Source organism: Acinetobacter sp. CWB-B33 (genome assembly GCF_039655955.1).
Lineage (GTDB): Bacteria > Pseudomonadota > Gammaproteobacteria > Pseudomonadales > Moraxellaceae > Acinetobacter > Acinetobacter bouvetii.
Map to the genome: position 1 here is coordinate 22728 of NZ_JAGFEU010000003.1, position 14078 is coordinate 36805.

17 protein-coding genes are annotated in these 14078 nt (G+C 49.6%); 6 read left to right on the forward strand and 11 right to left on the reverse strand.

What is annotated here, in order from left to right:
* Positions 1-35 precede the first annotated feature (35 nt).
* The 6 genes from JZ784_RS09455 to ubiG all read right to left on the reverse strand — a co-directional run bounded on the left by JZ784_RS09455 (position 36) and on the right by ubiG (position 4409).
* Positions 36-407: an RcnB family protein gene (locus JZ784_RS09455; protein WP_346314709.1), complete on the reverse strand. Its 372-nt coding sequence runs from the start codon at positions 405-407 to the stop codon at positions 36-38.
* A 216-nt stretch (positions 408-623) separates the two neighbouring features.
* Complete coding sequence (locus JZ784_RS09460) at positions 624-1016, reverse strand: RcnB family protein (protein ID WP_346314710.1); 393 nt, start codon at positions 1014-1016, stop codon at positions 624-626.
* A 607-nt stretch (positions 1017-1623) separates the two neighbouring features.
* Positions 1624-2043, reverse strand: coding sequence for a hypothetical protein (locus JZ784_RS09465; protein WP_005006575.1), 420 nt, complete (start codon positions 2041-2043; stop codon positions 1624-1626).
* Between the two features lie 149 nt (positions 2044-2192).
* Complete coding sequence (locus JZ784_RS09470; RefSeq protein ID WP_005006577.1) at positions 2193-2939, reverse strand: YciK family oxidoreductase; 747 nt, start codon at positions 2937-2939, stop codon at positions 2193-2195.
* A 49-nt stretch (positions 2940-2988) separates the two neighbouring features.
* The gene (locus tag JZ784_RS09475) at positions 2989-3699 is read right to left on the reverse strand and encodes an HAD-IA family hydrolase (protein ID WP_346315033.1); all 711 of its coding nucleotides are present in this window, start codon (positions 3697-3699) and stop codon (positions 2989-2991) included.
* Positions 3696-4409, reverse strand: a complete 714-nt coding sequence (gene ubiG, locus JZ784_RS09480) for a bifunctional 2-polyprenyl-6-hydroxyphenol methylase/3-demethylubiquinol 3-O-methyltransferase UbiG (protein ID WP_346314711.1) — start codon at positions 4407-4409, stop codon at positions 3696-3698. The genes JZ784_RS09475 and ubiG overlap by 4 nt, the downstream gene beginning before the upstream one ends.
* Before the next feature lie 182 nt (positions 4410-4591).
* Here ubiG and JZ784_RS09485 point away from each other — a divergent pair, with 182 nt between their 5' ends.
* Positions 4592-5209, forward strand: coding sequence for a thiol:disulfide interchange protein DsbA/DsbL (locus JZ784_RS09485; protein ID WP_005006582.1), 618 nt, complete (start codon positions 4592-4594; stop codon positions 5207-5209).
* A gap of 56 nt (positions 5210-5265) precedes the next feature.
* Here JZ784_RS09485 and JZ784_RS09490 read toward each other — a convergent pair whose 3' ends face one another.
* The gene (locus JZ784_RS09490; protein WP_346314712.1) at positions 5266-5949 is read right to left on the reverse strand and encodes a TetR family transcriptional regulator; all 684 of its coding nucleotides are present in this window, start codon (positions 5947-5949) and stop codon (positions 5266-5268) included.
* 183 nt (positions 5950-6132) lie between these two features.
* Between JZ784_RS09490 and rph the strand changes: the two genes are divergently transcribed.
* Positions 6133-6849, forward strand: coding sequence for a ribonuclease PH (gene rph, locus JZ784_RS09495; protein ID WP_026253456.1), 717 nt, complete (start codon positions 6133-6135; stop codon positions 6847-6849).
* A gap of 11 nt (positions 6850-6860) precedes the next feature.
* On the opposite strand, the gene JZ784_RS09500 is transcribed toward rph, so the two are convergent.
* Positions 6861-7112 carry a hypothetical protein gene (locus tag JZ784_RS09500; RefSeq protein WP_346314713.1) on the reverse strand — a complete coding sequence of 84 codons (252 nt, stop codon included), beginning with the start codon at positions 7110-7112 and terminating at the stop codon, positions 6861-6863.
* A 33-nt stretch (positions 7113-7145) separates the two neighbouring features.
* Here JZ784_RS09500 and JZ784_RS09505 point away from each other — a divergent pair, with 33 nt between their 5' ends.
* Entirely contained in the window at positions 7146-9356 is a 2211-nt protein-coding gene (locus tag JZ784_RS09505; RefSeq protein ID WP_346314714.1) for a phospholipase C, phosphocholine-specific, read from the forward strand.
* A 66-nt stretch (positions 9357-9422) separates the two neighbouring features.
* Here the strand turns inward: JZ784_RS09505 and nadC are convergent, their stop codons facing one another.
* Positions 9423-10268 (reverse strand): carboxylating nicotinate-nucleotide diphosphorylase, encoded by an 846-nt coding sequence (gene nadC, locus JZ784_RS09510; RefSeq protein ID WP_346314715.1) that lies wholly within the window; start codon positions 10266-10268, stop codon positions 9423-9425.
* A 178-nt stretch (positions 10269-10446) separates the two neighbouring features.
* Here nadC and ampD point away from each other — a divergent pair, with 178 nt between their 5' ends.
* Both ampD and murJ read left to right on the forward strand, forming a co-directional pair.
* Positions 10447-11019 carry a 1,6-anhydro-N-acetylmuramyl-L-alanine amidase AmpD gene (gene ampD / locus JZ784_RS09515; protein ID WP_346314716.1) on the forward strand — a complete coding sequence of 191 codons (573 nt, stop codon included), beginning with the start codon at positions 10447-10449 and terminating at the stop codon, positions 11017-11019.
* A gap of 77 nt (positions 11020-11096) precedes the next feature.
* The gene (gene murJ / locus JZ784_RS09520; protein ID WP_171065486.1) at positions 11097-12647 is read left to right on the forward strand and encodes a murein biosynthesis integral membrane protein MurJ; all 1551 of its coding nucleotides are present in this window, start codon (positions 11097-11099) and stop codon (positions 12645-12647) included.
* A 69-nt stretch (positions 12648-12716) separates the two neighbouring features.
* Here the strand turns inward: murJ and JZ784_RS09525 are convergent, their stop codons facing one another.
* Entirely contained in the window at positions 12717-12875 is a 159-nt protein-coding gene (locus JZ784_RS09525) for a DUF1328 domain-containing protein (protein ID WP_005006601.1), read from the reverse strand.
* Positions 12876-13066: 191 nt separating this feature from the next.
* Here JZ784_RS09525 and JZ784_RS09530 point away from each other — a divergent pair, with 191 nt between their 5' ends.
* On the forward strand, positions 13067-13519 hold the full coding sequence (locus JZ784_RS09530) for a YcgN family cysteine cluster protein (RefSeq protein ID WP_005006604.1): 453 nt from the start codon (positions 13067-13069) through the stop codon (positions 13517-13519).
* 78 nt (positions 13520-13597) lie between these two features.
* Here the strand turns inward: JZ784_RS09530 and JZ784_RS09535 are convergent, their stop codons facing one another.
* Positions 13598-14077: a DUF523 domain-containing protein gene (locus tag JZ784_RS09535; protein WP_005006606.1), complete on the reverse strand. Its 480-nt coding sequence runs from the start codon at positions 14075-14077 to the stop codon at positions 13598-13600.
* Between the last annotated feature and the right edge of the window lies 1 nt (position 14078).

Genomic DNA, 14078 nt, shown 5'->3' on the forward strand with positions numbered 1-14078 from the left:
GGCGGTTTTTAAGGAAGAAGAGATCTGCTGCCTGATCAGTTCATAATGCGCACAATGCGGTCAGTGCGCTGGTTGACCAGCACGTAGTCTCCATTGATTTTGTACCATTGCTGATAGCGTCCGGTATTAGGCAAGCGGCGCGCTTCACGGTCACTGACTTTGTAGCGTGATGAGTCAAAGCTGCGCGGCAGGGTTTGGCCGGCACGCCATTGGCGGCTCGGGTTTACACGGCTGTCGTTCCAGCGCTGCTGGTCATAGCGGTTATGATCAAAACGCTGATCTTGATGATTTTGGCCGTAAGCGTATGAATAGTGGCGGTCATCATTGCGGTAGTCTGGCGCGGCCATTGCGGAAGCTGCAATTAATCCAGTTAAAGCCAATACGGTTGCAGTAAGAATTTTTTTCATTGCGGTTACCTTAATTCTGCTGAAGCATCTTTGTTTCGATGCCTTCAAATTAACGGGAAAGAGCAGAGAAAGCGTGAGGGCAATTGAGTGGAATTGTATATTTGATGAAGGAAAAAAGGAGCTGTGCAATTTTGCTGAATGCTTTTGGAACTGCAGGTTTCAGAGCCGTAGACGCAAAAAGCCCAAACAGGGTTGGGCTTTTTGAGCAGCGCAAATCTATAAGCCAAGAATGCGCAAAATGCTGTTATTTTCTGAATTCACTAAGATATAGTCGTTGTTGATTTTGTACCACTGCTGGCTGCGGCCCGGTTTTGGCAAGTCATAGTCGCGGTAATCGACTTTATAGCCGTCTCCGCGGTAATGCTGCGGCATGACATAACCCGTTTGCCATTTGTGCTGCTGCAGGCGCTGTACACCGCGCTCTTCACGCATGCGGCGGCTATTCTGCATACGGTCATCATCATCATCGCCACGGAAGTCACGGCCTTGTTTGCCATTCCGTGGATGGTCATAACCGCGGTCTTGATCAAAGTGAGGCGCAGCATTACTCAGACTGCTGGTCATCAAAGCACTGAAAGAAATCGCTAAAACAGCCAAAATCTTTTTCATGTTGAATCCTCATAGGAACAATTTATTTTCAATACAGCTACTGTACGCAAAAAATGCAGAGAAACTGTGAAGAAAGATAAATAATTCTTTAAATAAAATGCAGAAAATACGGATATTTTGCATTTGGCTGCACAATAAAAACAAACGCTTAGACTGCTTGCCTGCAGCGTTTATACCGATCGCGTACAAGCATAGCAAATTTTGACTTTCATGCTGAAATAATTAAAAAACTTTGCTGATTTAACGGGCTGCCGCTGAATAAGGAGTCTAGTTGTTTTGCTGTGTGAGGCGCTGCATGGACAGTGCCGCCACGGCTATAGTTCTGTTTCAGCAGCTTTGTCCAGCGCAGCAATTAAATTTTCAGCCAGCTGTAAAGATTCAATAGAGCGGATGCTTTCAACTTTGCGTTTTTGGCCTGACAATTTAAGCCTTGCTGTATGTTCAATTGAAAGAGCATAAAATAGAACTTTTAATTTACAAAACCGAAGATTTTTATGAATTTGATTTAAAAAAATTAGATATTTAGTGTTTGTTTACATTGCAGTTTTGAACTAAAAAGGCTTACCGGAATAAGCCTGTGCAAGCAGATGTGTTGTGAATGCGCTGCTTAATAAGCGTAATTGAGGTCAGTGTAGTCGCTCAGTGACTTTGCAATATGCGCTTGAATGAATTCGCGCACGTCCTCAGCGCTCATTGGCTCACCTTGCTTAGTAATCACATGTTCAATGGGCGGCTGGCCTGAAGCGGTAATTTTATAGACAAAGTGTTTTGCTGCTTTATAGTGATCCCCGTCTTTGACAATGCCCAAGGTATAGCTGTAAGCATGTTCAAAATTCAGATCACTATGAGAGAAAACAAACTGTTCGAACAGTTTTACGCTCTGTCCGGAGCTGAGCGCCTTCAATTCTTCTGCAATGCTGGGGTCAAACTTCATGCCGTATTTTTCAGATAGCGGCTGGCCGTCAATCAGCAGGCTGATCATGCCGTCTTCGGCTGGGGTTACGCTAATATTGCTCAAGTCAGACATGACGCTCTCAATGCTTCAAAATATTTGGCACTAAGTATCCGCATATTGCATAAAATTTCAAGGCTGCTTTGGCATGAGGGAAAATGCCTGCAATAAAAAAGGAAGCGCGAGGCTTCCTTTTTCTGTTAACAGTTTAGTTTGAAAGTCATTCAATCCTGTGCATCGATGCTTTGACCATTCATCTGCAGGCTGTCATCGCCCATCAAATACAAGTAGGCGGGCATGATCTGCTCTGGTGTCCGCAAGGTTTTTGGATCTTCGTCCGGATAGGCTTTGGCGCGCATGGCGGTACGGGTGGCGCCTGGATTAATGCAGTTGTAGCGGATATTCGGATGGGTATTTTCTTTAGCAAACAGCGTACTGACGGCTTCAATGGCAATTTTAGACACGGAGTAGGCGCCCCAGCGTTCACGGGCTTCACGGCCCACGCCTGAACTGGCAAAAACCACCGAAGCATGTTCGGACTTTTGCAGCAGCGGCAGCAGTTCCTGCGTCAAGACAAAGGGCGCGCGCAGATTGACGGCCATCACGTCATCCCAGACATCTACAGGGTAGTTGGCCAATTCTGTGCGTTCACCCAAAATGCCGGCATTGTGCAAAATACCGTCTAAACGGCCAAATTGGCGTTCCAGCGTATCCACCAGCAATTCATAATCACGAGGAGAGGCGCTGGACAGCTGCAGCGGCAAAATTGCCGGCTGTGGAGCGCCCAAGCCTTCGATTTCATCATAAATGACTTCCAGCTTATTCAATGTACGCCCATGTAATACCACTGTTGCGCCATGCAGCGCATAGCTGATGGCCGCCGCGCGGCCAATACCGTCGCCCGCACCGGTAATCAGGATGATGCGATCTTTCAGCAGATCTGGGCGAGGCTGATATTCTGAATATTTCATGTTAAGCCTCCTCGTTTTATTGTGCTTGCACGATGGTTTTGTGCTGTTGTTATAGCTGTTCGGAAGTCAGCGCTTTTGCTTTGAGCGGCGCAATCACCAGTTGGCGAACCGCCTGATGCAATTGTTCTACATTATTCACTATACAATCTGCGCGCCACGCTGTTAAGTCATCTTTGTACTGCAGCGGTAAATAGCCATAGGCTGCCAAAATGGTGTACATATCCGCATGGCGTCCCGCATCAATGTCACGCGGATGGTCGCCGACATAAATGCAGTCTCTGGCATCCAGGTTGATGGCTTTTGCAGCCAGATACATCGGTTCCGGGTCAGGCTTGGTTTTGCTGACATCTTCAGGGCAAACCAGCACAGAACAGCGCGCTGTTAAATTCAGCGCCTGCAGCAGCGATTCACTGAGCCAGCGCGGCTTATTGGTGACAATGCCCCAAGGGACCTGATGGCTTTCCAGTTCTTCCAGCAGCGGATACATGCCGTCAAACAGGTCGGTATCAACCGCAATATCGGCGCCGTATAAATCTAAAAAGCGCTGGCGGTGCGCCAAAAAGATCGGGTCTTCGGCATCCAGTTCAGGATAAACCAGCTGGACCATGGCGCGGGCGCCTTCTGATACCTGAGTGCGGATCAGGTCGGCATCCACCACGGCGCAGCCTTTTTCGCGGCACATGTCCTGCAGAATGCGGATAAAATCCGCTGCGGTATCAATCAGTGTGCCGTCTAAATCAAACAGGACCGCTTTCATCAGGCACCTTCATTCACGGTGTACACCATGTAGTTCACATCGACATTCGGCGCCAGCCAGTAGCGTTTGGTCAGCGGATTATAGTGCAGGCCAGTCATGTCTTTGAGTTTTAGATTGGCGCTGCGGATGTCATGCGCCAGTTCTGACGGCTTGATGAATTTATGATAGTCATGCGTGCCTTTGGCCAGCATGCGCAGCACATATTCCGCACCGATAATGGCAAATAAATAGGCCTTAGGATTGCGGTTGATGGTTGAGAAAAACACATGGCCGCCCGGCTTAACCAGCTTTTGGCAGGCTTGAATGATCGATGCCGGATCAGGCACATGTTCCAGCATTTCCATGCAGGTGACCACGTCATACTGCCCCGCCTGTTCTTCAGCCAATTGTTCTACAGGAACTTGACGGTATTCGATGTTTTGCACATTTTCCTGCTCGGCATGCAGGCGCGCGACATTCAAAGGCGCTAAGCCCATATCAATGCCCAGCACATCCGCGCCGCGGCGCGCCATGCTTTCCGCTAAAATGCCGCCGCCGCAGCCGACATCCAGCACTTTTTTCCCGCTGATGCCGCCAGAATGCTCATCAATCCAGTTGAGGCGCAGCGGGTTAATCATGTGCAGCGGGCGGAACTCAGAATGCTGATCCCACCAGATGGCAGCAAATGCTTCAAATTTGGCAATTTCTTGCGGGTCAACATTCAATTGAGACATCAGAGTCACCTCAAGCAGGCCGTTATATTTTAAAAAGTCTATGGGAAGCTAGTGTAGCGTTTATTCTGGAAAAAGCGATAAAAGCCATAAAAAAGTTCACAGAATGAAAACGAAATCCGGCCTTTTTGATTTATAGTGTGAGCATAAGCTAATCATAATGATTCCAGAGGATTATAAGCTTCATGAAAAAATTCCTTTTCAGCAGTGCAGCCGCTGCTCTTTTTGCTTTTTCAGGCAGCGCCATGGCCGCGCAATTTGTTGCAGGCAAAGACTACACAGTTCTTCCCACACCTGTTGCTGTTGAAAAGCCGGGTAAAATTGAAGTGCGTGAGTTCTTCTGGTACGGCTGTCCGCACTGTTTCAAGCTGGAGCCGCATATGCAGGCTTGGCTGAAGCAAATGCCGAAAGATGTGCGTTTTGTGCGTACGCCGGCGGCGATGAATCCACTGTGGGAGCAGGGCGCGCGCGCCTATTATGTCTCTGAAGCTTTAGGCGTGCGTCCAAAAACGCATTTGACTTTGTTCCATGAAATTCAAGCCAATGGCCAAAATATTTTAGAACAGCCTGCTTTCGCCAAGTTCTTTACCCAGTTCGGCATTCCAGAAGCAAAATTCAACAGCACCTATAAGTCCTTCCCAATCACCTCTAAAATTGCTCAGGCGCAGGACTTGGCCAAGCGCTATCAGCTGACTGGCGTGCCGGCAGTGACAGTAAATGGCAAATATGTGATTCAGGGTGAAGATCAAAAAGTGACTCAAGTGTTGAACTATTTGATTGAACAGGAACGCAAAGCGAAATAAGCATCCTTGTGATGAATTTCTGCTGAATGAAAAACCCGCAATGCATGCGGGTTTTTTTAGGCTTGATCGATTGGATGTGCGGAAAAATGTTCAGCAGCTGGCGCGCTTTCCCAATTTAAGATGCCGCGGAACAGCAGCTGCACTTGAAACAGGGCTTGAGTTTTAAAGTTTTCGCGCTGTTCGGCCTGCTGGCCGGGTTCAATGCGCCGGCGGATTTCAATCCAGCCCATGGCCCAGTCCAAAGCCAGCTGAATGAGAAATTGCGCCAGCATGCGCCGGTCTTGCACCTGCTGTATCTGCTGCATGGTGTTAATCCGCCCCAGATCATTGGCTAAATCATCAATTAAAAACTGAATTTCGCGGTCAATGGCTAGGCGCAGCGCCGCAGAGCCGCCCCAGCGCTCTGAAATTAAAAAAATCCAAGGTTCGGGGTGATGCGCAACGGCTTGAAAAAAAATATCCAGGCTGACTTTAGTTTTGGCATTCGGCTGATACAGATAGGCCTGCCCCAGCTGATGCAGCACACCTTTTAAATGCAGGGCCGCCTGATCAATCAGTTCCAGCCCCAGCTGATCCATGTTGGCAAAATGACGGTAAAACGCGGCAGGCACCAGGCCGGCATGGCGGGTCATTTCACGCAGGCTCATGCTGCTGAACGCCCGTCCAGATGTACTGAGCAGCAGCGCGGCATCCAATAAGGCCTGACGGCTTTGCTGCTTGCGTTCATCGCGTAAAGACATAAAATCACCTTTTCCTGAGTGCAGTCAGTCTAGCAAAAAAGAGGCATTTAAACGATGCTGCTCATGGGCCGGCCAGGCCGGCAGCTGCTGCTGAGGTGTAAATCCGTAAATGCCGCGTCAATCTTTCAGGCAGCTTCTGCTATACTTAGGCGCAATAAATTTTTGACAGAAGAAGGGCTCAACATGCGTATCGACCAGCGTGCTTTAGATCAATTACGTGAAGTAAAAATTACCCGCAATTATACCCGTTATGCGGAAGGTTCAGTATTGGTTGAATTCGGTCATACCAAAGTTCTTTGCACTGCCAGTATCGAAAATTCAGTGCCGCGTTTCTTAAAAGGCCAAGGCCAAGGCTGGGTGACTGCAGAATACGGCATGTTGCCGCGCTCTACGCATACCCGCTCTGACCGTGAAGCTGCCCGCGGCAAGCAAAGCGGACGCACACAGGAAATTCAGCGCCTGATTGGCCGCAGCCTGCGCGCGATGGTCGATTTAAAAAAGCTGGGTGAAAACACCATCACCATTGACTGTGATGTCATTCAAGCGGATGGCGGTACACGCACTGCATCGATTACCGGCGCTGCGGTGGCGTTAATTGATGCCATGAATGTGCTGCTGGAAAAGAAAAAAATTAAGCATGACCCATTAAAAGGCTTAGTGGCGGCAGTGTCTGTCGGCATTTTTAAAGATGAAGCGCTGCTGGATCTGTGCTATGAAGAAGATTCAAACTGCCAGACTGATTTAAACGTGGTGATGACCCAAGCGGGCGAATTTATTGAAGTGCAAGGAACGGCAGAAGAAAAGCCGTTTACCCGCGCGCAATGCAACGAAATGCTTGAACTGGCTGAAAAAGGCATACAGGAACTCATCAAAAAACAGCAGGATGCTTTAGGCTGGTAACTCTGCTGATTTTATTCAAGAAAAAGACGCACCTTCGGGTGCGTTTTTTGCTTTTCACCGGGCTGAAATAAAACCATCACCGCCCTGTCATTTTGCTGCTTTATTTCTATGTGCGCATACAACTCTAAGGAATTTAACAAATGCGCGTTTTTTTGATGCTGCTCGTCATGAGTTCTGCTGTTTTGCTGAGCGCCTGCAATGGCGATGATGACGATGTATCTGGCGGGCAGCCAACGCAGCCGAAGCCCAATTGTAAAATGCATTGCGCTCCATAATAAAAACAGCAGGATAGAACAATGAACCGCCGTGACTTTTTAATAAATTCGACCAAAACATTATTCGGCTCTGCCGCATTTGCCAGTTTTCCGCTCAGCATTCAAAAAGCCTTGGCGATTGATGCCAAAGTTGAAACGGGGACTTTGCAGGATGTGAAGCATGTGGTGATTTTGACGCAGGAAAACCGCTCTTTTGACAATTATTTCGGCATGCTGAAAGGCGTGCGCGGCTTTGGCGACCGCTTCGGTATTCCGCTGGCGGGTGGGCGCAAAGTCTGGCAGCAGTATGGCAAAAATAATCAGCTGTATTATCCCTATCATTTAGACAGCCGTTTGGGCAATGCGCAGCGCGTCAGCGGCACGCCGCATTCTTGGAAAGATGGGCAGGCGGCATGGAACTGCGGGCGCATGGGCAACTGGGTTGAACATAAAAATCCGCAGTCAATGGGCTATTACAAAAAAGCCGAAGTTGAATTTCAGTATGCTTTGGCCGATGCCTTTACCCTATGCGATGCCTATCACTGCGCCATGCACGCCGGCACCAATCCGAACCGCAAATTTATTTGGACGGGAACCAACGGCCCGACCGGTTCAGGTACAGCCAGCGTAGTGAATGAATTTGACGGCATCGGCAGCTCTGCCGTGGGCTATGACTGGACGACGTATCCAGAACGTTTGCAGCAGGCGGGTGTCAGCTGGAAGGTTTATCAAAATATGCCTGACAACTTTACCGATAATCCCTTGGCGGGCTTTCAGCAGTACCGCGCCGCCAATGAGCGTTCAGGCCAGCCTGTCAGCCATGATGCGCCGATTTGCCCTGCGTATGATGAAGCGGTCGACGCCAAAGAGCCGCTGTATAAAGGCATTGCCAATACCATGCCGAACGACGGCGGGTTGCTGGGGCAGTTCAAGCAGGATTTAGCTGTGGGCAAATTGCCGCAGGTCAGCTGGATTGTGGCGCCGGCAGCCTACAGTGAGCATCCTGGGCCATCCAGCCCAGTGCAGGGCGCTTGGTATATTCAGGAACTGCTGAACGCATTGACGGATCAGCCGGAACTGTGGAGTCAAACCGTGCTGCTGGTGAACTTTGATGAAAATGACGGCTTTTTTGACCACATGCCGTCACCCTCTGCGCCATCGCGGGAAATTAACGCCAGCGGTGAAGTGCTGAAAGTGCATGGCAAAACCACGCTGAGCGATGAACAGCTGTCTTTTGAATATTTTAACCATCCGCCTGTGGCAGGCTCGACATCGCAGCCGCGCCGTGAATTTGTAAACGGTGAAAATGTGAATTTCTGGCACGGGGTATATGGGCCGGGCGTAAGGGTGCCGATGTATGTAATCTCGCCGTGGAGCCGCGGCGGCTGGGTCAATTCGCAAGTGTTTGACCATACCTCAATTATCCAGTTTTTAGAGCAGCGTTTTGGAGTGAATGAGCCGAATATCAGCCCGTACCGCCGTGCTGTTTGCGGTGATTTGCTGTCTGCTTTTGATTTTAAAACACCCAATACCAGCACGCTGCCGAGCTTGGACGGCAGTAAAAGCAAGGAACAGGCGGATATCATCCGCAGCAATCAGGAAAAGCTCAGTCAGGTGCAGGTGCCGGCGCTGCAGGCCAAACCGAAACAGGAAACGGGCTTGCGCCCATCACGTGCGCTGCCGTATATGCTGCATGCCAGCGCGAAAGTGAATGCAGGCGCAGGCGCGGTGAAGCTGCTGTTCTCCAATACCGGCGTGCAGGCAGGTGTATTCCATGTCTATGATCAGCTGGATTTGTCCGCTGTGCCGCGCCGTTATATGGTGCAAGCGGACAAGCAGCTGGAAGATGATTGGACGCTGAAAAATGGCCAGTATGATTTGTGGGTCTTGGGGCCGAACGGTTTTCACCGCGCATTCAAAGGCGATGTCACAGAAAAAGCGCAGCTGGATGCACTGCCGGAAATTCGAGTGTGCATGGAAGAATGCGCGCCGCGCATCTTTTTGAAAATCCGCCATGATGGGCAGCAGAGCGCTGATCTCACCGTGAAAGCCAATGCCTATTTAGACGGTAAAACGTGGCAGGTAAAAAGCGCTGATGGTGAAACTGACGTCGTGCTGGACATGCAAAGTGTGCATGGCTGGTATGATTTTAGCGTGACACTGAATAGCGGCGGCAGTTTTGAGCGCCGTTTTGCGGGACGCATTGAAACAGGCAAGGATGGCTATTCAGATCCGTTTATGGGCGCTGAATAGCCAGCATAAATGACTGAAATAGAAAAGCGCCTGTTGCAGGCGCTTTTTTATATTTGCAGTTTGAGTTTAGGCATTAAAACGCATGGATAAATCCACGGCTTTGACATCCTTGGTCAATACGCCCATTGAAATATAGTCTACGCCAGTGCTTGCCACTTCACGTAAGTTTTCAATCGTAATATTGCCTGAGGCTTCTAGTTTACAGCGCCCAGCGGCGTGCTTCACGGCATCAATCATTTGTTGCTGGCTAAAATTGTCCAGCATCACAATATCAGCATTCGCTTCAAGCGCTTGATTCAGCTCATCCCAAGTTTCAACTTCCACTTCAACGGGTTTGCCCGGTGCAATGCTGTGTGCTTTGGCAATGGCTTGTGTAATGCCGCCTGCTGCCATAATGTGGTTTTCTTTAATTAAAAAGGCATCAAATAGGCCCAAACGGTGATTTTGACCGCCGCCGACCGCAACTGCATATTTTTGCGCAATGCGCAGGCCTGGCAGGGTTTTGCGTGTATCCAGCAGTTTGGTCTTTAAACCGTCCAGCTGCTTCACATATTCAGCGGTTTTGGTTGCGACAGCGGACAGCGTCTGCACAAAGTTCAGCGCTGGACGTTCCACGGTCAGCAGGCTGCGCGCGGAACCTGCCAGCTTTAGAAACGCTTCATCCGGCGCAACGCGGTCGCCGTCATTTTTCAGCCAAGTCACCTGCACAGATGGATCATAGGCCTGAATCAAGGCATTCACCCATGGCTGGCCAGCAAGAACCATGCCTTCACGGCTGATGATTGTGGCGGAAGCCTGCTCATCCTCAGGGGTTAATAGGGCAGTGATGTCTCCATCGCCAATATCTTCCTGCAGCGCCTGCTGAATATTGATTTGGATGGATTGTTCAAGCAAAGATTGAGAGATGCTCATAAAGTTCCGTCTCTATTAACCCAAGAAATTTGCGCGCTATATTAACATTGTTCCTGAAAAATGAGCGATTTTTCATACAGCTGAAATGCTGAATTGAGATTTGCGGAGGAAAGTTTTAGCATGGGAGCCATCTCTTTGCTGGCCTCCAGCATTCTTTGCAGCCTATTAGGATGGATTTATGTCACCAGCAACAAGCTTTCAGGTTCGTGATGGCCAGCTGATCGGCGCGCGCCAAGTGCCATCGCCCAATTACAATCAGCGGCCTGAACACACCGAAATTCAGCTGCTGGTGGTGCACAACATCAGCCTGCCGCCGTCTCAATTTGGCGGCGGCTATATTGAGCAGTTTTTTCAAAACCGGCTGGATTGGTCTGTGCATCCGTATTTTCAAAGCATTGAAGGCATGCAGGTGTCTGCGCATCTGCTGATTTTAAGAAGCGGAGAGGTGCTGCAGTTCGTCAATTTCAAGGACCGCGCATGGCATGCGGGCCGTTCCTGCTATTTAGGCCAAAAAGAATGCAATGATTATTCGATTGGCATTGAACTGGAAGGCAGTGATGATTTGCCCTTTGATGAGGCGCAGTATCAGGCGCTGACGGCGGTTACGGCCTGCCTGCAGCGGGCTTATCCAAAAATTCAGCAGCATTTGGCGGGGCATTCCGATATTGCGCCGGGGCGCAAGACGGATCCTGGCCCATTTTTTGACTGGTTCAAGTTCAGAGCGGAATTGCACCATTTTAAAAATAAATAAATAACAACATTAGCTCTAAATTAACCAATGAAAGTTAAGCCGGAGTTTCATTACAATAGCGGCAATTAAAATATTAGGTGAATACGATGGCATTATGGCGATCGACCGTCATTGTCAGTGCAATGACCATGCTGTCCCGAATTTTGGGATTAGTCCGCGATATTGTGCTGCTGAATGTATTTGGCGCAGGCAAAGATTTCGATACCTTTGTGGTTGCTTTCCGTATTCCGAACTTCTTTCGGCGGCTGTTTGCCGAAGGCGCATTTTCTCAGGCCTTTATTCCGGTTCTGACCGAATATAAAACGGGCCGCACCCATGCGGAAGTGCAGATTCTGATCAGCCGGGTATTCGGCTGCCTCACCACCTTTATGAGCGCTTTAACCTTTGTGGCGATGGTGGCGGCGCCAGCGATCATCTATATCTATGCGCCAGGCTTCCATGATGATCCTGAGAAGTTTGCGCTGGCGACAGACATGTTCCGCCTGACGATTCCCTATCTGCTGTTTATGTCGCTGACAGCTTTCGCCAGCAGTATTTTAAACAGCTACGGCTCCTTTACTTCACCGGCTTTTTCCCCAGTCCTGCTGAATTTGGCGATGATTGCAGGGGCCGTGTGGCTGACGCCGTATATGGCCGAACCGATTATGGCCTTGGGCTGGGCGGTGCTGATCGCCGGTATTTTACAGCTGGCGATTCAGATTCCGGAACTGTGGAACAAAAAACTGCTGATCCCGCCCAAAGTGGATTTCAAGCATGAAGGCGTAGACCGCATCATGAAACTGATGCTGCCGGCGCTGTTCGGTGTTTCAGTGACTCAGATCAACCTGCTGCTGAACACCATTTGGGCATCGTTTATGCAGGATGGCTCCGTGTCTTGGCTGTACAGTGCAGAGCGCATGACGGAACTTCCGCTGGGCCTGATTGGGGTCGCAATCGGCACGGTGATTTTGCCGTCGCTGTCGGCGCGCCATGCCGAGCAGGATCAGGCTAAATTCCGCGGCATGATTGACTGGGCAGCCAAGGTGATTATGTTAGTCGGCATTCCAGCAAGCATTGCCTTATTTATGCTGTCAACACCCATTATTCAGGCGCTGTTCCAGCGCGGTGAATTTACGCTGGAAGATACGCAAATGACCGCTTTGGCGCTGCAGTGCATGAGCGCAGGCGTGATTTCATTCATGCTGATTAAAGTCTTTGCACCGGGCTTCTATGCGCAGCAAGACACCAAAACACCAGTACGCGTCGGCCTGATGGCAGTAGCGGCCAATGCCATTTTAAACGTGGTGTTTATTGGCTTCTTTAAGCTAATTGACTGGCATGCAGAGCATATGGCGCTGGCATTGGCGTCTTCAGGTTCTGCGTTGGTGAATGCGGGCATGCTGTACTTCTATTTGCATAAACGCAATATTTTCCGTTTTGGCGCGCATTGGAAAAAACTGGCGCTGCAGTTTGCTTTGGCCAATATTGCCATGATCGCTGCGCTTTGGTACGGGTTAACTTGGTATAACGGTGAAGTGTCGCAGTGGATCCGCGTCGCTGAAGTGATTGGATTATGTGTTGTTGGCATCGCTGCATATGGCATTGCATTAATTGCATCCGGCTTCAGGCCGCGCCATTTGCGCCCATAAAAAGCAGAGACAATCCTGAAAATAAGCGCCTATTGAGGCGCTTATTTTTTTAGTGACTGCAGAAGTACGCTATACCTTTCCGCGTGACAGGAAACCAACAATCGCAAGAATCACCGCAATCACCAGCAGGATCACTGCAAAATCTTTGGATAGCCCTGCAACGCCGCCAAATCCGAGCAGGCTCGCAATTAATGCGATTACTGCAAATATAATAGCCCAACGAAACATCGTACTTCTCCATGTGTTTTTATTCTGATCTTCAGTATAGGTTGATTGAATTTTGCACATTGTTATGCTTTTGTTGGGAACTTTTGAATAGATTGTGACGGCTGATTGAAAAGTATCTATTGCACAGCCGCAATCCAAAGTGAGAGGAGGCTGTTATAATTGCGCCGATGACCTAAACTGAATTTTAGACCATGACGGATGCCATTCGCCCGCAATTTTGGAAAAATTACGCTTTATCTGAGCTGACCCATGCCGAATGGGAAGCGCTATGCGATGGCTGCGGCAAGTGCTGTCTAATCAAGCTGGAAGATGAAGAAACACAGGAAGTCGCGTATACCAAAGTGGCTTGCCAATTGCTGGACTGCGCCACAGGGCATTGTTCAAATTATGCTGACCGCCTGCAGTTTGTGCCCGACTGTATTCAGCTGACCCCTGAAAGGCTGCAGAAAATTTACTGGCTGCCGGCAAGCTGCGCCTACCGCCGGCTGAATGAAGGCAAAAGTTTGCCTGCATGGCATTATTTAAACACCGGCAGCCGTGACAGCATTATTCAAGCGAGAAAATCAGCGGCGGGGCGCTGCATCAGCGAAAAAGAGGTGGACGAAGATGAAATTGACGACTATATCGTGCGCTGGGTGCGCTAAGCATGCACTGCGGTTTGAAGGTCTCAATGATGCTTTTTTGTCCTGACCGGGAATGCATTTGCAATGCAGGCCGCAACATTATTTGAAATGAGCGCTGCGCTGATTTAAATATTCAAAGAACTCCAGTTCAGAGATGACCTGAAAGCCATGCAGCTGCAGCAAGGCCGCTGTAATGCCTGAACCGGCTATCTTTCTGCTGCTGAAGCTGCCGTCGTAAATCAAGTTGCATCCGCAGGACGGACTATTTTCTTTAAGAACCGCCATTTGAACATGGTGTTTTTGTGCCAATGCCAGTGTTTTATAGGCGCCTGAAATAAAAGCGGCCGTCACATCTGCGCCATCCCCAGTCAAGACCTGCGCATGGCCTGCCAAAACATCCTGTGCAGTCCCGCCTGAAATTTCTGCCGCTGCCCGCGGGCAGGCAAGCCCGCCGAGCATTTCGGGGCAGGCGGTGATGGCTAATTTCTGGCGGATCAGCTTTTGGATGGCAGCATGCTCATAGGCTTTGCCGTCATAGCGGACAGGCTGTCCGGCTAAACAGGCGCTGATTAAATACATG